This window comes from Erythrobacter sp. WG (assembly GCF_026586795.1).
Taxonomy (GTDB): domain Bacteria; phylum Pseudomonadota; class Alphaproteobacteria; order Sphingomonadales; family Sphingomonadaceae; genus Erythrobacter.
Genome location: NZ_JAPFGY010000046.1, coordinates 1 through 17,062, shown reverse-complemented (window position 1 = coordinate 17,062; position 17,062 = coordinate 1). Strand labels below are relative to the sequence as shown.

The 17,062-nt window shown below is 69.9% G+C and carries 15 protein-coding genes and 1 pseudogene; 5 read left to right on the top strand and 11 right to left on the bottom strand.

Going from position 1 to position 17,062, the window contains the following annotated elements:
- Positions 1 to 197: 197 nt before the first annotated feature.
- The 4 genes from OPU67_RS15905 to OPU67_RS15890 form a co-directional block, all read right to left on the bottom strand.
- Positions 198 to 1,718, bottom strand: a complete 1,521-nt coding sequence (locus OPU67_RS15905) for an XrtA system polysaccharide chain length determinant (RefSeq protein WP_267621382.1) — start codon at positions 1,716 to 1,718, stop codon at positions 198 to 200.
- 19 nt (positions 1,719 to 1,737) lie between these two features.
- Positions 1,738 to 2,382, bottom strand: a complete 645-nt coding sequence (locus OPU67_RS15900; RefSeq protein WP_267621380.1) for an XrtA/PEP-CTERM system exopolysaccharide export protein — start codon at positions 2,380 to 2,382, stop codon at positions 1,738 to 1,740.
- A 194-nt stretch (positions 2,383 to 2,576) separates the two neighbouring features.
- Complete coding sequence (locus tag OPU67_RS15895) at positions 2,577 to 3,803, bottom strand: pyridoxal-dependent decarboxylase, exosortase A system-associated (RefSeq protein ID WP_267621378.1); 1,227 nt, start codon at positions 3,801 to 3,803, stop codon at positions 2,577 to 2,579.
- On the bottom strand, positions 3,800 to 5,341 hold the full coding sequence (locus tag OPU67_RS15890) for an acyl-CoA ligase (AMP-forming), exosortase A system-associated (RefSeq protein WP_267621376.1): 1,542 nt from the start codon (positions 5,339 to 5,341) through the stop codon (positions 3,800 to 3,802). Before OPU67_RS15890 ends, OPU67_RS15895 begins: the two co-directional genes overlap by 4 nt.
- A gap of 20 nt (positions 5,342 to 5,361) precedes the next feature.
- Between OPU67_RS15890 and OPU67_RS15885 the strand changes: the two genes are divergently transcribed.
- The 4 genes from OPU67_RS15885 to OPU67_RS15870 all read left to right on the top strand — a co-directional run bounded on the left by OPU67_RS15885 (position 5,362) and on the right by OPU67_RS15870 (position 8,245).
- A complete protein-coding gene (locus OPU67_RS15885) occupies positions 5,362 to 6,327 on the top strand; it encodes a GNAT family N-acetyltransferase (RefSeq protein ID WP_267621374.1) in 966 nt (321 codons plus the stop codon).
- A 100-nt stretch (positions 6,328 to 6,427) separates the two neighbouring features.
- Entirely contained in the window at positions 6,428 to 6,724 is a 297-nt protein-coding gene (locus OPU67_RS15880) for an acyl carrier protein (protein ID WP_267621372.1), read from the top strand.
- 40 nt (positions 6,725 to 6,764) lie between these two features.
- On the top strand, positions 6,765 to 7,460 hold the full coding sequence (locus OPU67_RS15875) for a hypothetical protein (protein ID WP_267621371.1): 696 nt from the start codon (positions 6,765 to 6,767) through the stop codon (positions 7,458 to 7,460).
- A complete protein-coding gene (locus OPU67_RS15870; RefSeq protein ID WP_267621369.1) occupies positions 7,457 to 8,245 on the top strand; it encodes a hydrolase 1, exosortase A system-associated in 789 nt (262 codons plus the stop codon). The genes OPU67_RS15875 and OPU67_RS15870 overlap by 4 nt, the downstream gene beginning before the upstream one ends.
- Here OPU67_RS15870 and OPU67_RS15865 read toward each other — a convergent pair.
- The 7 genes from OPU67_RS15865 to OPU67_RS15835 form a co-directional block, all read right to left on the bottom strand.
- Positions 8,242 to 9,438 carry a class I SAM-dependent RNA methyltransferase gene (locus OPU67_RS15865; RefSeq protein WP_267621367.1) on the bottom strand — a complete coding sequence of 399 codons (1,197 nt, stop codon included), beginning with the start codon at positions 9,436 to 9,438 and terminating at the stop codon, positions 8,242 to 8,244. The genes OPU67_RS15870 and OPU67_RS15865 overlap by 4 nt on opposite strands.
- Complete coding sequence (locus OPU67_RS15860; RefSeq protein ID WP_267621365.1) at positions 9,435 to 10,826, bottom strand: NAD(P)H-hydrate epimerase; 1,392 nt, start codon at positions 10,824 to 10,826, stop codon at positions 9,435 to 9,437. The genes OPU67_RS15865 and OPU67_RS15860 overlap by 4 nt, the downstream gene beginning before the upstream one ends.
- Positions 10,823 to 11,083 (bottom strand): hypothetical protein, encoded by a 261-nt coding sequence (locus OPU67_RS15855; protein WP_267621363.1) that lies wholly within the window; start codon positions 11,081 to 11,083, stop codon positions 10,823 to 10,825. The genes OPU67_RS15860 and OPU67_RS15855 overlap by 4 nt, the downstream gene beginning before the upstream one ends.
- 70 nt (positions 11,084 to 11,153) lie before the next feature.
- A complete protein-coding gene (gene ilvD, locus OPU67_RS15850; protein WP_267621361.1) occupies positions 11,154 to 12,875 on the bottom strand; it encodes a dihydroxy-acid dehydratase in 1,722 nt (573 codons plus the stop codon).
- 42 nt (positions 12,876 to 12,917) lie between these two features.
- Positions 12,918 to 13,634, bottom strand: coding sequence for an N-formylglutamate amidohydrolase (locus OPU67_RS15845; RefSeq protein ID WP_267621359.1), 717 nt, complete (start codon positions 13,632 to 13,634; stop codon positions 12,918 to 12,920).
- 88 nt (positions 13,635 to 13,722) lie between these two features.
- Positions 13,723 to 14,559, bottom strand: coding sequence for a 4-(cytidine 5'-diphospho)-2-C-methyl-D-erythritol kinase (locus tag OPU67_RS15840; protein ID WP_267621357.1), 837 nt, complete (start codon positions 14,557 to 14,559; stop codon positions 13,723 to 13,725).
- A 499-nt stretch (positions 14,560 to 15,058) separates the two neighbouring features.
- Positions 15,059 to 16,708: an electron transfer flavoprotein-ubiquinone oxidoreductase gene (locus tag OPU67_RS15835; RefSeq protein ID WP_267621355.1), complete on the bottom strand. Its 1,650-nt coding sequence runs from the start codon at positions 16,706 to 16,708 to the stop codon at positions 15,059 to 15,061.
- A gap of 125 nt (positions 16,709 to 16,833) precedes the next feature.
- Here OPU67_RS15835 and OPU67_RS15830 point away from each other — a divergent pair.
- Positions 16,834 to 17,062 (top strand): annotated as a pseudogene (locus tag OPU67_RS15830) (hypothetical protein); the annotation flags it as partial.

Below are 17,062 nucleotides of genomic sequence, written 5' to 3'. Positions count from 1 at the left end.
GGCGCAGCCGGTCGCGGGGCCGGCTGCGGCTGGGCGCGACGCAGAGCGGGGGGCACCTGCGGCACCCCCGGCAGTTTCGGCGCGCCGCTGCGCGGGTCGAGGCCGTAGACGGCATCGGCCCGCTCGAAGAGCGAGGCGGGCCGGGCCGCTTGCGGATCAATCTTGCGCTGTTCGGTCATGTTCGTCCCCCCGCGTCCTCACGCCATCATCCCGACCGAGACGATCTCGATCGCGAGCAGGATGACGAACATCCCCACCAGCGCCCCGCAGGCCGCGCCGAATTGCTTCAGCCGCTGCCGCTCGACCGCCTGCGCGGCCGCCGAGACGGTCAGCGAGATCGCGCCGATCACCGGCAGATCGAAGGTCCGCTCGAGCTTCTGCGGCGTGGCGAAGCTCGACTTGAGCTGTCCCAGCGCATAGGCCGCCGCGATCCCGGCGCCGATCCCGGCGACCAGCACGCCGAGCAGCAGCAGCGGACGGTTGGGCTTGGCCGGCGCCTGCGGCACACTTGGCTGCTGGATCACGTCGAAGCGGAACTGGCTGGCCTTGTCCTCGACCTTGCCGCGGGTGCGCAGCGCCTCGCGGTCCTCGAGCAGCTTCTCGTAATTCTTGCGCAGCACGTCGTAATCGCGGCTGATGCGGTTGGCCTCGGCGGCAGCTGCGGGCTCGCTCGCCTGGCTCGCCATGAGCGCTGCAAAATTGCTCTGGAGCGCCGCGCGGCGGGCCTGCAATGCCTCGACCGAGGCCTGCCGCTCGCTCTTGATCGCGACCAGCGAGGCATAGGCCGGGTTCGGCGTGCCGCCCGCATCCTCGCCGGCAGCGGCGGTCTGGCGGGTGAGGATCGCGACCTGCTTGGCGGTGGCGATCACGTCGGGGTGATTGTCGGTGAGGCCCCGCCCCCGCAGTTCGGCGAGCTGGGTCTGGGCCTGAAGCAGCGCCGCCCGGGGTCCGGTCGCCTCGCGGCCGCCCACCACGGTGCGCGGGGTGCTGGAGATCTGCCCGGAGATCGAGGCGAGCGCGCTCTGCGCCGCGGCCAGATTGGCCTCCACGTCGCGCAGCTCGGCACGGGCCTGCTGGACCTTGCTCGACAGGCTGTCCGAGCCACCGGCGAGATCGGGATACTGCGCCTCGAAGGCGAGCCGACGCTGTTCGGCCTGCTCGAGCTCGGCCTTACGCTCGGCGAGCTGACGGTCGAGATCGCCGATCGCGGTGTTGATGCCGGTGCGGCTGCCGATCACGTATTCCTCGCGCAGGATGTCGAGCAGCTTCTGCACCACGTCGCGCGCCAGCACCGCGTTCTCGGCGTCGGACAGGTCGCGGTGGCCGATTGCGGCGGTGATCTCGAACAGGTTGTCCTGCTCGCTGGTCACCTTCACCTTCTTGTCGAGCTCGCCGATCGCGGCATCGAGCGCGCCGCGCTCGGTGATGCCTTCGCCGAGCCGCGTCGCGGTGACGACCTTCTCGAGGTTCTTGGCGCTCGACAGGGTCTGGCGCACGCGCATGATCTCCTGCCTGCCGTCACCGGCAATGCCGAGCTGCTTGGAGAGCACGTCCTCGACGTCGACATAGACGCGCGCCTTGCTCTCGTAGGTGTTGGGGATGAGGCTCACCGCCACCCAGCCGAGGAGGCACACCCCCCAGGCCACGGCCAGCGCGGTCCAGCGGCGGTGCCAGACCGACCACAGGCCGGCGCGCAGCTCGTCGAAGAATTCGTTCATGCGCTGTCCCCCCGCGGCCTCAGAACCGGCTCTCGGGGATGATGATGGTGTCGCCGGGCTTGAGCATCACGTTGGCGCTGGCATCGCCCTTGCGGATCAGGTCCGACAGGCGCAGGCGGTATTCGGCCTGCGTGCCCGTCTCGCGCTCGAGCCGGATCAGCTTGGCGCGGTTGCCGGCAGCGAACTCGCCGAGGCCGCCCACCGCGATCATCGCGTCGAGCGCCGTCATGTTGGCGCGGTAGGGCAGCGAGGCGGGCTGCGGCGTCGCACCGATGATCCGCACTTGTTGGGTGAAGTTGCCCTCGGGCGTGTTGACGATCACCGAGACGATCGGCTGCTCGATATATTTCGACAGCTCGCCCGCGATGTAGTCCTGCAACTGGGTCGCGGTCTTGCCGACCGCCGGGATGTCCTGCACCAGCGGGATGGTCAGCCGCCCGTCGGGACGCACGCGGACCTTGTCGGCGCTCAGTTCGGGATTGCGCCAGACGTGGATGGTGATCTCGTCCAGCGGCCCGATGGTGTATTCCTCGCTCGGCACCACGCTGCCGTCGCCATAGGTGGCGGGCGGGAGCTGCGCGCCGGTGCCCGAACAGGCCGCGGCAAGAACCGCAAGGCCGCCGATCGCGGCGCGGCGCAGGGAGGTGGGGTGCTCGAACATCATGCTTCGGTCCTTGGCCAGGTCGGGTGCCCCGCTAAGCCGCAGGCGCGACCTGCGGCACGAAGAGCGCCCGTAAATTGGCTCTCTTGTGGCCGGAAATGGTGAACATTGCGTTAGTGATGGCCGCCAAATCCGGGGCCATCCCGCAACGGGACAGCGCGGGGACAAGCCTTAAGCGAGGCGGTTAACGCGCTGGGCTAGACCAGCATTTCGGCGGCCGGGCCGTGGCCGAGGAAGGCGCTTGGGGAGGCGGTCGCGCCATAGGCCCCGGCGCAGAACACCGCGACGAGATCGCCGACATCAGCGCGCGGCATGAAGGCATTGTCGGCGAGCCGGTCGAGCGGGGTGCACAGGCAGCCGACGATGTTCACTTCTTCTGTCGGCTCCGCGCCATAACGCGTTGCAATCGCGCTGGGATAGTTGCGCCTGACCACCGTGCCGAAATTCCCCGAGGCGGCCAGCTGGTGGTGCAGCCCGCCGTCGGTGACGAGGAAGGTCACCCCGTGGCTTTCCTTACGGTCGATCACACGGGCGAGATAGACTCCCGCCTCGCCGACGAGGTAGCGGCCGAGCTCCATGCACAGCTCGGTCTGGCTGAGCACCGGCGGCAGGTCGCGGGTCCGCTCGGTGAGCGCCGCGCCGATCCTGGCGAGGTCCACCGGCGTGTCGCCCGGGAAATACGGAATGCCGAGCCCGCCGCCCATGTTGAGCTTCGGGAGCGGGGCACCGATGGCGTCCGCCAGTTCCGCCGCGAGTTTCAGCACGTTGGCCTGCGCTTCGATGATCGCGTCCGCGCTCAGAGTCTGGCTGCCGGTGAAGATGTGGAGGCCCCGCCACTCGGCGCCCCCGGCGATGAGCTCGCGGGCAAGCGCCGGCACCCGCTCGGCATCGACGCCGAACTGTTTGGCACCCCCGCCCATCTTCATCCCCGACCCGGTCATCACGAAGGAGGGGTTGACCCTGACCGCGATGCGCGGCGCCCTGCCGATCCGCGCACCGATGGCGAGAGCCCGCGCCCCCTCGCCCTCGCTCTCGCAGTTGAGCGTGACGCCCGCGGCAATCGCCGCCTCGAGCTCGGCATCGCTCTTGCCCGGCCCGGCGAAGGAGATGCGCGCGGGGTCGATCCCCGCCTCCCGGCACAGGGCGAGTTCGCCGGCCGAGGCGATGTCGAAACCGTCGACGAGGCCCGCCATGTAGGCGATCACCGCCGGGTGGGGGTTGGCCTTGACCGCATAGTTGACGCCGATGCGCGCCGGCAGCGCCGCGCGCAGCTCCGCCACCCGGCTGTCCAGCATCGCGCGGGAATAGACGAACAGCGGTGTCGTCCCCGCCTCGGCCACGAGTTCGCTTGCCTTGCGCCCGCCGATGGCAAGCTCGCCGTCCAGCACCGCAAAGCCGGGGGGGATCGGGCCGACAGGCTTCATGCGCCGTATTCCTTCGTCAGTTCCGCCTGCAAGGCGGTGCGGTCGATCTTGCCGTTGGGGTTCAATGGCATGGCCGCGCGCCAGTGGATGTGCTGGGGCTGCATGAAGTTGGGAAGGTCGGCCTTCAAACGCTTCGCCAGCGCCTCCGCGTGGCCCTCGTCCCCGCGCACCACCAGATGCACCGCCTGCCCCAGACGCGCATGGGGCACGCCCAGCGCCGCCGCCTCGAGAGCGAAGCCGGAGGCGAGCGCCGCCTCCTCGATCTCCTGTGGGGAGATGCGGTTGCCCGCGCTCTTGATCATCGCATCGCGCCGCCCGGCGAAGTAGAGGAGCCCGTCCGCCTCCCGCCGCACCCGGTCGCCCGACCACACGGCGATGCCGCCATAGCGCGAGGCGGCAGGCGCGGGCCGGAACCGCTCGGCGGTGCGCTCCGGGTCGTGCCAGTAGCCTTGCGCGACCAGCGGCCCGCAATGGACCAGCTCGCCCTCGGCGCCGTCCGGGGAAACTTCGCCATTGTCGCCGATCACGAGAATCTCTGCGAAGGGTATCGCCTTACCCATTGATGTGGGATGCAAATCCACCAGCGCGGGATCGAGGAAAGTCGACCGGAACGCCTCGGTCAGGCCATACATCGGGAACAGCCGGGCCTCAGGGAACAGCCCCCGCAGGGACCGCACCAGTTCCACCGTCAGCGCACCCCCGCTGTTGGTCAGGCGCCTGAGCGGCGCCCTCGCCTCCTCGGGCCAGCCCGCCTCGGTGAGCTGCACCCACAGCGGCGGCACCGCGGCGAGCGTCGTCACGCCGTGGGCGGCGCAGGCCTTGGCGACGTCCTTGGGGAAGAGGAAATCGAGCGGCACCACGCTCCCGCCCGCATACCAGGTGGAGAGCAACTGGTTCTGCCCGTAATCGAACGACAAGGGCAGCACCGCCAGCGTCACGTCGTCTTCGGCAAGCCCCAGATAATGCGCGACGCTCACCGCGCCGAGCCACATATTCGCATGGCTGAGCATCACCCCCTTGGGCCTGCCCGTCGAGCCCGAGGTGTAGAGGATCGCCGCGAGCGCCTGCGGATCGGCCCCGGACGGCCCGAGCGCCTGCCCCGCCGCCGCGGCCGCCGCCAGCGCCGCGTCCTCCTCCATCACGGCGCAGCGTTCCGGCACATCTCCGGCGCCGAGCGTCGCGAGACGCGAGGGCGTTCCCGCCAGCAGCCGCGCGCCGCTGTCGGCGAGGATGTGCGCGACCTGCGCGCGCTTCAGCAGCGGGTTGACCGGCACGTGCACGAGCCCCGCGCGCGCGGCCGCCAGCGGCATCAGGCAGGTCAGCTCCCCCTTCGCCGCCCAGGTCGCCACCCGCGCGCCCTGTTCGGGCACCACGCTCGCCAGCCACCCGGCGAGCCGCGCGACACGCTCCCTTAACGCATTGTGGTTAAGGCTCGCGCCGCGAAGCACCAGCGCCGGACGCGCCCCGCGCCCCGCCGCCCCCGCCAGTTCGGCGAGGTGATCGAGCGGGCGGGGAACAGGATCCGGCGCGGACGGCATCGCCAATGAGGAACTCCAACGTGATCGAAGCGCGGTATCACGATAGCGTTAACGTCTTGCAAGCCCTTGCCGGGCCCGAGACCCGCGCGCCCTTCGACCGGGCGGAGTGGTTCGCGCTGCTCGCCGAGACCGGGCTGGTGCCGCTGATCGCGCTGGCCGAGGACGACGGGGCGAGCGCCGCGCTCGCCCTGACCGAGAGCAGCGGGCGAATCGCGCCCTTGCGCAACTGGTACAGCTTCACCTGGCGCGAGCTCGCCCCTGCCGGGCCCCGCGGCGACCGGCTGCTCGAGGCGATCGCCCGGCAGCTCAAGACGCGCGGGTGGCGCGTGACGCTCGAACCCGTGCCGGGCGAGGACGGATCGGCGCAGCGGCTCGCCCGCGCCTTCCGCGCCGCCGGGTGGCAGGTGGCAGTCGAGGCTTGCGACATCAATCACGTGTTGCCCGTAAATGGCCGCAATTTCGCCGAATATTGGGAGAGCCGCCCCGGAACCTTGCGCACCACCTTGAAGCGCAAGGGCAAGAAGGTGACCTGCGAGGTTCTCACCCGTTTCGACCGCCAAGCCTGGGCCGAATACGAGGCGATCTATGCCGCCAGCTGGAAGCCCGCTGAGGATCAGCCCGCGATGCTGCGCGCCTTTGCCGAGAGCGAGGGTGAGGCCGGGCGCCTGCGGCTGGGGATCGCCCGCGCGGACGGCATCGCGGTCGCCGCCCAGTGCTGGACCGTGGAGAATGCAACCGCCTATATCCACAAGCTCGCGCATCTCGAGAGCCACCGGCAGCTTTCCGCAGGCACCACGCTCTCGGCGGCGCTGTTCGCCCACGTGATCGACATCGACCGGGTCGCGCTCGTCGATTTCGGCACCGGCGACCAGCCCTACAAGGCCGACTGGATGGAGGCGGTGCGCCCGCGCTACCGCATCGACTGTCTCGATCCGGCACGCCCGCGCAGCTGGCCGCCGCTGGCCAAGCGGCTGCTGCGCCGCTGAGCCGTGGGCCGGCCATCGCCCCTCGCCCAAGCCTTGCGCCGGCGGGCGCGCATGGCTAAGCCCCGCCGCCACGGCGACAACAGGGATATTTCGAGGGCCGATGACCATCATGCCGACACCGGACAGCGCCGCGAGCGATGCCGCGCTCGAGAGCGAGTTGAAGGACCTGATCGCCGACGTGCTCGGGCTGGACCGGGCGCAGGTGCAGGCCTTCGGGCCGGGATCGGGGCTGTTCGGGCACCTGCCGGAACTCGATTCGATGGCCGTCGCCGGGCTCCTCACCGAGATGGAGGACCGGCTCGGCATCGTCATCGAGGACGACGATGTCGATGGCGCAATGCTCGAGACCTTCGGGGCGCTGCTCGCCTTCGCAAAGTCGAAGCTCGACCCCCTCTAGACCCCTCGCAGACCCCGCCCAGACCCCTTTCGAGGGCGCCATGACCTTGTGTTTCACGTGGAACATTCCGGCTCCCGGCGGCGGCGTGGCGGGAGAGGAACTGTGCGTGGGTTTCGACCGCGACCGCGCGGTGCGCCTGCTGGTCCTACCCGCCTGGTTCGACGAGGCGAACAAGCTGCGGCGCTTCACGCTGGAGGTGATGCGGCGGCTGGACGGCGCCGGGATCGACAGCCTGCTGCCCGATCTGCCGGGCTGCAACGAAAGCCTCGCCCCGCTTGTCGACCAAACCCTCGAAGGCTGGCGCGAGGCCGCCGCCGCCGCCGCCGAGGCGCTGCGCGCGACCCACGTGCTGGCAATCCGCGCCGGGGCGCTGCTTGCACCGTCTGCCCTCCCCGGCTGGCACTACGCCGCGCAGAGCGGACCGAAGCTGCTGCGCGGAATGCTGCGGGCGCGGGTGATCGCGTCGCGCGAGAGCGGAATTGCGGAGACTTCCGAGGGACTTGGCGATGAAGGCCGGGAACGTGGGCTGGTGCTCGGCGGATGGGCGCTCGGCACTGCCATGATCCGCGCGCTCGAGAGAGCCGAGCCCGTGCCCGGACCCGCGCAGTCCGCAATTCCCCAGAGCGCGCTCGGCGGGGCCGGGTTGTGGCTGCGTGCCGAGCCCGACCACGACGCCGCCCAGGCCGACCGCCTCGCCGCGCTGATCCTCGGCGGCCTTGCGGGAGACGCGCCGTGAGCCGCCACGCGCTGACCTTCGCCTGCGGCAGCAAGACGCTCGCCGGCACGCTCGACACTGCACCCGGCGGCAGCGGCCTGCTGATCGTCAGCGGCGGCAACGAGATCCGCGCCGGCGCCTTCGGCGGGCAGGCCGAGATGGCCGCCCGCATCGCCCGCGCGGGTTTCCCGGTGTTCCGCTTCGACCGCCGCGGGATCGGCGACAGCGAGGGCGAGAACCGCGGTTTTCGCCATTCTTCCAGAGACATCGCCGCCGCGCTCGACGCCTTCCGGGGGCTCGTGCCGCAGCTTGCCCGGGTGGTCGCCTTCGGCAATTGCGACGCGGCCTCGGCGCTGATGTTGGCGAAGGGCGCAGGCTGCGATGCGCTGGTGCTTTCCAACCCGTGGACCATCGAGGCGGACGAGAGCACGGGCGGCGAGACCGCTCCGCCCCCGGCGGCGATCCGTGCGCGCTATGCCGAGAAGCTCACCAACCCGCGCGAAATCATGCGGCTGGCGAGCGGAGGTGTGAACCTCGGCAAGCTCGCGCGCGGCGTGGTGCAGGCGCTCAAGGCCCCGCCGCCGCCCTCCAGCCTCGCGCAGGAGATGGCCGAGGGGCTGGCGGGCTACGCGGGCGAGGTGCGGATCCTGCTGGCGACCGCCGACCGGACGGCGCAAGTCTTTGAGACAGTCTGGAAAAAGGACGATCCCCGGATCCGCCGCTGCGAAGGCGGCACCCACGCCTATGTCGATCCCGAGCACCGCGCCTGGCTCGAGGCACAGCTCCTCGCGATGCTCCGCGCCTAACGTTCGAAGAGGCTCACCAGTTCGACATGGGTGGACCAGCGGAACTGCCCCACCGGGCGCAGCTTCGCGAGCCGGAAGCCCGCCTCGGCCAGCACCGCACCGTCGCGCGCCCAGCTCGAGGGGTTGCAGCTGACATAGACCACCTGCGACAGGGTGCTCCGTGCGATTTCCGCCACTTGCGCCCGCGCCCCGGCCCGCGGCGGATCGAGCAGCACCGCGTCGAAGCGGTTCAATTCCTCGGGCTGGAGAGGCGAGCGGAACAGGTCGCGGTGCAGCGCCAGCACCTGGCCTCCCGCGCGCGCGCCGGCCGCCTTGCAGGCCAGGTGCGCCGCCCGCTCGGCCTCGACGGCAAGCACCTTGCGCCCTTCCCTCAAGGCGAAGGCGAAGGTGCCGAGCCCCGCGAAGAGGTCCGCCACCACCCGCGTCCCGCCGAGCCAGTCGGCAGCGTCGGCGGCCATGCGTGCCTCGGCATCGCGGGTGGCCTGGAGGAAGGCGCCCGGCGGCAGGCCGACCGGGATGCCGCCGAGGGTGACCGTGACGGGCTCGGGCTCCCAGACCGTCTCGGGACCGTAGCCCTGATCGAAAGTGAGGCGCGCAAGCCCCTGATCGCGCGCGAAATCCAGCGCGGCCTCGGTCGGCCCCAGCCCCTCCAGCGGGAAATGCGCGATGCTCGCCTCCACCCCCTGATCGGCGAGCGTCAGGTCGATCCCCACCATGCCCTTGGGACCATGCGCCGCGACGAAGGCGCGCAAGGGGGCGATCAGCGCGGCGAGCGGGGGCGCAAGCACCGGGCACTCGGCCAGATCGACGATGCGGTGCGATCCGCCCTCGCGATAGCCGAGCACCGCGCCGCGCGCCGTCCGCAATCCGTGCAGGCCGGCACGGCGGCGGGTGTGCGGGGGCGAGAGGTGGACGGGGAGCACCTCGCCGGCCTCCAGCCCCTGCCCCCGGGCGGCGTTGAGCACCCGGTCGCGAACGAAGTCGGCGAGCACCGTGTCGTCGGCGTGCTGGAGCTGGCATCCGCCGCACACCCCGAAGTGGCGACAGGGAGGCGTCTGGCGGTGCGGGCCGGGCGTGACCACGCCCTCGGCGTCCACCGCATCCCCCGGCACCGCGCCCGCGACATGGCGCCCGGAGGCGGTCACGCCGTCGCCCTTGGCGGCGAGGCGGATAATGGGTTCGGAGAGGCTCACAAGGCCGCCGCTAGCGCCTCGGGCACCCTTTCGGCAAGCTGCGAAGGCGTGAAGGCGGGCCCGGCACGCCGCGCCGCCTCGCCGTGAAGCCACAAGGCTTCGCAGGCGGCAGTGAAGGGACCGGTCCCCGCAGCGATGCGGCTCGCGGCGATGCCGGCGAGCACGTCACCCGTCCCCGCGACCGAAAGCCAGCTCGGCGCCGGCGGGCCGAGCGCGAGGCGGCCGTCGGGGGCGGCAACGCAGCTGTCCGGACCTTTGGCGAGCACCACCATCCCGCTCGCCCGGGCGAGCGCGAGCGCGCGGTCGCGCCGGCCCTCCCCAGCGACGCCGAAGCTTGCGCAGAGCGTTGCAAGTTCGCCGTCGTGGGGCGTGGCGAGGATCGGCGCGCCCGTGGGCAGCATCCCCGGACGCAGCAGCATCAGCGCATCGGCGTCGATCACGAGCGCGCGCGCGTGGTGCAGTGCAGCCTCGAGGCGTTCGCGCGCCGCCTCGTCCCGCCCCAGACCTGGCCCGACCAGCATCGCCGCGATGCGCGGGTCGGCGAGCGCGTCGCAGGGAGGCGCGGTGTCGGTCACCACGTCGGGCGGGGTGCGCGGGTAGGCTGCGGGAGCGAGGAGCTTCACGTAACCCGCCCCCGCGCGCTGCGCCGCAGCGGCAGCGAGCAGGCTTGCCCCCGGCATGGCGCCCGCGAGGATGGCGAGGAGCCCGCGGTGATACTTGTGGCTGTCGGCGGCGGGCGCGGCGATGCGGGGGCGCTCGACCAGTTGCGCTGCGCCTTGGACCGGTGCGATTCCGATGGGGACGAGCCGCATCTGCCCCATCAGCGCGCGGCCCGGCAGGCTCCAATGCGCGAACTTCCACGCGCCGAGCGCGAGCGTCAGGTCGAAGGCGGGCAGGCCCTCGTTCAGCACCGCGCCGCTATCGGTGGCGACGCCCGAGGGCAGGTCGACGGCGACGCGGAAGCGGTGCGCGGCGGCAAGGTCGCGCAGCAGCGCGGCGTGGGCAGCTGACAGGGGGCGGGTGAGGCCCGAGCCGAACAGGCAGTCGACGAAGACGTCGCCGACCGCGCCCTCCCTCGTCCCGGCGACCGGCCCGTTCCAGCGGCGGCGTGCCTCGGCGGCCGCCTCCGTCGCGGGTGCGAGCGGAGCGATCACCGCCACGGCGTTGCCCGCCTCGCGCAAAAGGCGTCCGATCACATAGCCATCGCCGCCATTGTTCCCGGGGCCGCACAGCACCGTCACCGGGCGGCCCGCGGCGACGCGCCGGATCCATTCGGCCGCGCCCCCCGCGGCGGTTTCCATCAGCTCGGTGACGCTCACCCCGGCATCGAACAGCGCCTGCTCGGCGGCGCGCATCTGGGCGGCGGTGAGGACCTGGCCCCGGCTCACGGCGTGGGCGCCGCCGCTGGCTCGCGGGTGATCCGGTAGCGATCGGGCCCGACGGCGAACTGGATCACCCCGTCCCCCTGCTCGAGCACGAGCGGTTCGGCGCCGTCGACCGGGGCGAGCGTGGCGGCGGCGGGATCGAAGACGAAACGCCGGAAGCCGCCGTCGGGGTGGTGGATGACGATCTGCTGCGACCCGGTAACCCGCTCGAGCGTGCAGACCTCGGCAAAATCGGCGCCCTCGCCGATCGCGCAGGCCATGGGATCGCCGGGCGGCGGGGGGCTTTCGCTGCCGCAACCGGCAAGCGCGGGGACCAATAGGAGAAGCGCGCTAGATATCCGCAAAGACATGGGTTTCGCTCTTGGCCCCCGGATGGGTGATGGCGCCGTGCCGCGCCTTGCCGACGACCTGTTGATAGCGCCACAGCGCGCCCGACTGGTAGTCGTTCGTGCGCGGCCGCCACGCTTTGCGACGCTCGGCGAGAACGGCTTCGGGCACGTCGAGGTCGATGGTCCCGGCCTCGGCGTCGATGCTGATGATGTCGCCGTCCTCGACCAGCGCGATGGGGCCGCAATCGGCGGCTTCCGGGCCAACATGGCCGATACAGAAGCCGCGCGTCGCGCCAGAGAAGCGCCCGTCGGTGATCAGCGCGACCTTTTCGCCCATGCCCTGCCCGTAGAGCGCGGCGGTGGTCGAGAGCATCTCGCGCATGCCGGGGCCGCCCTTGGGGCCTTCGTAGCGGATGACGATGACGCAGCCCTCGGCGATGTCGCGGCTTTCGACGGCGGCGAAGGCGTCTTCCTCGCAATCGAACACCCGCGCGGGGCCGGAGAACTGCAGGCGCGCCATGCCGGCGACCTTCACAATGGCGCCATCAGGCGCGAGGCTGCCCTTGAGGCCCACGACACCGCCCGTGGGGGTGATGGGGGTCTTCACATCATAAAAGACCTTCTGGTCGGGGTCCCAGGTGATCTCTTCGAGGTTCTCGCCGATGGTCTTGCCGGTGACGGTGATCGGGTTCGGGTCGATAAACCCGCCGTCGAACAGCGTCTTCATCGCCATGTAGACCCCGCCCGCCTCGTGCATGTCCTTGGCGACATACTTGCCCCCGGGCTTCAAGTCTGCGATGTAAGGTGTTGATTTAAATACTTCCGCGACATCAAAGAGATCGAAGTCGATCCCCGCCTCGCTCGCCATGGCGGGCAGGTGGAGCGCGGCGTTGGTCGACCCGCCGGTCGCCGCGACCACGCGGGCGGCGTTCATGAAGGCCTCGCGGGTGCAGATGTCGCGCGGGCGCAGGTTCGTCGCAACAAGCTCCATGACCTGCTTGCCCGCCGCGACGGCGATGTCATCACGCGATCTGTAAGGCGCGGGCGCCATGTTGCTGTTCGGCAGGGACAATCCGATTGCCTCGCCGACGCAGGCCATGGTGTTGGCGGTGAACTGACCGCCGCAGGCGCCGTGACCGGGGCAGGCGACCTTCTCGAGCGCGATCAGCTCGGTCAGAGGGCAATTGCCGGCGGCGAACTGGCCGACCGCCTCGAACACGTCGACCACGGTCACGTCGTTGCCGCGGTGGGTACCGGGGAGGATCGAGCCGCCATAGACGAAGATGCTCGGCACGTTGAGTCGCAGCATCGCCATCATCATGCCGGGCAGGCTCTTGTCGCAGCCCGCGAAGCCGACAAGTGCGTCATAACAATGGCCTCGGACCGAAACCTCGATCGAATCCGCGATGATCTCGCGGCTGATGAGCGAGGATTTCATGCCCTGGTGGCCCATCGCGATCCCGTCGGTGACGGTGATGGTGTTGAACCGGCGCGGGGTGCCGCCGCCTGCGATCACGCCCTCGCGGCAGATGTCGGCCTGGGCGTTCAGCGTCGTGTTGCAGGGCGCCGAGTCGTTGCCGGCGCTGACCACGCCGACGAAGGGCTTGGCGATGTCCTCTTCGGTCATGCCCATCGCGTAGTAGTAGGAGCGGTGCGGGGCGCGCTCGGGGCCGACCGAGACGTGGCGGCTGGGGAGCTTCGACTTGTCAAAAGTGTGCGACATAAGATTTCCCGATTGCGGCGATTTGTGAAACGCCCCCTGCCTTCAGGACAATTCCGACGCAACCCTTTGTGAAATTTTCGCCAAGAGCGCAGCCCACCGGGCGTGGTCCACAAAGTCCCGAACAAGGTCCTGCCTGAGCTCGATGCCGAGATAGGCCCGACCCTCGGCCTCGGCATGGCGGTTCATGGTGTAGTTGAGGTCGCGGCCCGAATAGGGGAGGTTGTCGCCCACGTTCAGCCCCTCGGCAGCGAGCAGCGGGATGGCGATGCGCGCGGCGCGCTCGTCCTGGTTGTAGAGCACCCCCACCTGCCATGGCCGCGCGGCATCGCTGGTGGCGAGCCGGGGCGTGAAGCTGTGGAGCGAGAGAATCAGCGCAGGCTGTGCCGCGGCGAGCCAATCGGCCAGCGCGGTGTGGTAGGGCTGGTGGAAGCGGGCAAGGCGTGCTTCCCTGTCCGCGCCGACATTGCCGGGGATCGGGTGCCCGTCGCTCGCCTCCGGGGCGAGGCCGGGGGCGGTCTCCTCGCGGTTGAGGTCGCAGACCAGACGGCTGACCGCGGCGATGTGGGCGGGGATGGCGTGCCGTTCCGCCAGCAGCTCGGCGATGGCTTTGGTGCCGATGTCGACGGCAATGTGTTCGTGCAGCAGGTGCGCGGGGATGCCAAGGTCGATGTCGGCAGGCACGGCGTTGGAGGCGTGATCGGCGGTGCAGACGATTCCGCCCGGGGATGGTGTTCCGAGTTGGCGGAAGGCTTCACTCATGCCCCCACCTCCGTTCGCCTCGAGCGCAGTCGAGAGGCCTGTCCGGGGTGTCTCGACTTCGCTCGACATGAACGGGACCCACGACAGATCACCGCAGCCGCCCCGCCATCGTCCACCACGCCGCAGGCATCGCCGTCTGCGCCGCGTCGCGGGCCTCAGCGGTGTCGTAGAGCGCAAAGCAGGTCGCGCCCGAACCGGACATGCGGGCGAGCCACGGGTCGGTCCGGGCCAGCGCGGCCAGCACCTCGGCAATCGGGGGGCACAGCGCGATGGCCGGCGCTTCGAGGTCGTTGCGCCCTTCCCGCGCGATCCGGCTGGCGGGGCCTTGGGGGAGTGCGCCGCGATCCTTTCCGTCCCACGCCTTGAACACCGGCCCTGTCGAGAGCGGCACGCGCGGGTTGACCAGCAGGACGGGTGTGCCGGCGAGGTCGTCCTCGACGCTAAGCTGTTCGGTGCCGGTGCCGAGGCCGATATGGGTGCGGCTGAGCACGCAGGCGGGCACATCCGCGCCGAGTTTTGCGGCGCGCGCCTGCCAGTCATCGGGCAGGCCGTGCAAGGCCTCGACCATGCGGAACACCGCCCCCGCATCCGCCGATCCGCCGCCGAGACCAGCCGCTACCGGCAGGTTCTTCTCCAGCGTAACGCCAAGGCCCTGCGGCCGGGGGAGGACATTGAGGGCGCGCGCGACGAGGTTGTCGAAGGGAGGGGTCCCCACCCCCGACCCCTCCCCGCCGGGGAGGGGGGAAGAAAGGGTCGGGGCGAACTCGCCCACCACATTGAGGCTGTCCTGCGCGGCGGGCGTCGCCGTCAGCACATCGCCCGCATCGACGAAGGCGAACAGTGTCTCGAGCGCGTGATACCCGTCCTCCCGCCGCCGGCGGACATGCAGCGCGAGGTTGATCTTGGCGTAGGCGGTTTCGCGCATTCGCTTATTCTCACCCACGCTTCCGAGATCGACGTAAGGGACGCCGATCCCCCTTTGAAAGCCCCGACAATACGTTGCCAAGTATCAGCAGGATAGGAATCCCAAGAAGAACGGGCACTACCACCCAACTGGGCCACCGCTCTCCGCCCACCGGAAAAGACCGTTGCGGGGCGCTTTCAAGAAACCGAATGTCAATCGCGCTGCCGACAGGATGTGTATTGACGAGAGGGCATCCCCCCTCGCCCCCTTCGAACACCTGACCCTTGTAGCTGAATTCATAGCTGAAAGAGCAGTACCGCAGCCCTTGGAAGGACTCGGTAACTATCGCAGTTCCCGCTTGGCCGTGATCATACACATGCGCACGAAAGCGATTTTCTATGATCGTGTAAGACACGACGGTTACCAAGAGCACCAGAACCATGGCGGGGACCGACAGCAGCGACATCACTCTCGCCGCCCTTCGATCGGTCCCCGCCGCTGATTTCACCTAAACCAGTCCTCACATGTTCGGATAGTTCGGCCCGCCGCCGCCTTCCGGCGTCACCCAGGTGATGTTCTGGTTGGGGTCCTTGATGTCGCAGGTCTTGCAGTGGACGCAGTTCTGCGAGTTGATCTGGAATTTGGGCTCGCCGGTCTTCTCGTCGGTCAGCCATTCGTAGACCCCCGCCGGGCAGTAGCGCTGCGAGGGGCCGCCGAACACCGCGAACTCGCTCGCCTTTTGGAGTTCCCAGTCCTTGACCTTGAGGTGGCAGGGCTGGTCCTCGGCGTGGTTGGTGTAGCTGTAGGCGACGTTGGTGAGGCGGTCGAAGGTGATGACGCCATCGGGCTTGGGGTAGTCGATCTTGGGGTAGAGATCGGCGCGGCCAGTCATCTCGTAGTCGCGGTGGTGCTTCATGCTGATCGGCAGGCCGATCTTCAATGTGCGCATCCACATATCGATGCCGGCAAGCGCGGTGCCGATGTCGCCGCCATACTTGGCGACCGCGGGCTGGGCGTTCTGGACCAGCTTCAGCTCGGTCGCGATCCAGCTGGAGCGGACTGCCGCGTCATAGTCCATGAGCTCGGTCTTTTCCTGCCCCGCCGCGATCGCCGCCGCGATGCTCTCGGCCGCCAGCATCCCGCTCTTCATCGCGGTGTGGCTGCCCTTGATGCGCGGCACGTTGACGAAGCCCGCCGCGCAGCCGATCAGCGCGCCGCCCGGGAAGGCGAGCTTGGGGACCGACTGCCAGCCGCCCTCGTTGATCGCGCGGGCACCATAGGACACGCGCTTGCCGCCTTCGAGATATTCGCGGATCGCCGGGTGGTTCTTCCAGCGCTGGAATTCCTGATAGGGCGAGACCCAGGGGTTCTTGTAATCGAGAGCGGTTACGAACCCGAGCGCCACCTGCCCGTTCGCCTGATGGTAGAGGAAGCCCCCGCCCCAGCTGTCGCTTTCCGAGAGCGGCCAGCCCTGCGTGTGGATCACGCGGCCGGGCTTGTGCTTCTTGGGATCGATGTCCCAAAGCTCCTTGATGCCGAGGCCATAGACCTGCGGCTGGCAGTTCGCGTCGAGGTCGAACTTGGCCTTCATCCGCTTGGTGAGGTTGCCGCGCGCGCCTTCGGCGAACAGGGTGTACTTGGCGTGGATCTCCATGCCGGGCTGGTAGTCGCCCTTGTGGCTGCCGTCGGCGGCGACGCCCATGTCCTGCGTGATGACGCCCGCGACCGCGCCGTTCTCGTCGATCATGACATCGGCAGCGGGGAAGCCCGGGAACACCATCACGCCGAGGCCCTCGGCCTGTTCGGCGAGCCAGCGGGTCATGTTGCCGAGCGAGCCGGTGTAGCAGCCGTGGTTGCTCATCAGCGGCGGCATGATCGCGTGGGGAAGCGAGGTCTTGCCGGTCTTCGAGAGCACCCAGTGCCAGTTGTCGGTCACCGGGGTCGCCGCCATCGGGCAGCCTGCCCCTCGCCACTCGGGCAGCAGTTCGTCCAGCGCCTTGGGATCGACCACCGCGCCCGACAGGATGTGCGCGCCGATCTCGGAACCCTTCTCGAGCACGATCACTTCCAGATCGGCGTTGATCTGCTTCAGCCGGATCGCCGCCGAGAGCCCGGCCGGGCCGCCGCCGACGATCACCACGTCGCAGGGCATCGATTCACGTTCGCTCATGCGCTTTTCCTGATCCTTGTTGGTTTTGCCGCGCCGCCAGCACAGCCTGACGATATGCCTTGCCCGTTCACTTGCTAACCCGTCCCCGGACAGTCAAGAGCCGCGGTGGATAGCATGACCCTGCGATGAGCCGCCCCGACCTGACCCTCGTGCGCGAATTGGAGGCGGCGCTTGCCTGGTGGCAGGCGGCAGGGGTGGATCACGACTTCACCGATGACGCTACGGCGTGGTTGGCCCCGGCGCCGCTCACCCCCACGCACGGCACCCAGCCCCCCGGTGCGGGTGACGCCCGCGCGGCGTCCGGAGCCGCTGCGGGACCGGCGCATCGCCCTTCCCGCGGCGCCGCTGCCCCGG

What these genes read in the sequence shown, in the direction of transcription:
- OPU67_RS15905 (WP_267621382.1), bottom strand. Translation starts at nt 1,718, where the DNA reads ATGAACGAATTCTTCGACGAGCTGCGCGCCGGCCTGTGGTCGGTCTGG.
- OPU67_RS15900 (WP_267621380.1), bottom strand. Translation starts at nt 2,382, where the DNA reads ATGATGTTCGAGCACCCCACCTCCCTGCGCCGCGCCGCGATCGGCGGC.
- OPU67_RS15895 (WP_267621378.1), bottom strand. Translation starts at nt 3,803, where the DNA reads ATGAAGCCTGTCGGCCCGATCCCCCCCGGCTTTGCGGTGCTGGACGGC.
- OPU67_RS15890 (WP_267621376.1), bottom strand. Translation starts at nt 5,341, where the DNA reads ATGCCGTCCGCGCCGGATCCTGTTCCCCGCCCGCTCGATCACCTCGCC.
- OPU67_RS15880 (WP_267621372.1), top strand. Translation starts at nt 6,428, where the DNA reads ATGACCATCATGCCGACACCGGACAGCGCCGCGAGCGATGCCGCGCTC.
- OPU67_RS15875 (WP_267621371.1), top strand. Translation starts at nt 6,765, where the DNA reads ATGACCTTGTGTTTCACGTGGAACATTCCGGCTCCCGGCGGCGGCGTG.
- OPU67_RS15855 (WP_267621363.1), bottom strand. Translation starts at nt 11,083, where the DNA reads ATGGCCTGCGCGATCGGCGAGGGCGCCGATTTTGCCGAGGTCTGCACG.
- ilvD (WP_267621361.1), bottom strand. Translation starts at nt 12,875, where the DNA reads ATGTCGCACACTTTTGACAAGTCGAAGCTCCCCAGCCGCCACGTCTCG.
- OPU67_RS15845 (WP_267621359.1), bottom strand. Translation starts at nt 13,634, where the DNA reads ATGAGTGAAGCCTTCCGCCAACTCGGAACACCATCCCCGGGCGGAATC.
- OPU67_RS15840 (WP_267621357.1), bottom strand. Translation starts at nt 14,559, where the DNA reads ATGCGCGAAACCGCCTACGCCAAGATCAACCTCGCGCTGCATGTCCGC.
- OPU67_RS15835 (WP_267621355.1), bottom strand. Translation starts at nt 16,708, where the DNA reads ATGAGCGAACGTGAATCGATGCCCTGCGACGTGGTGATCGTCGGCGGC.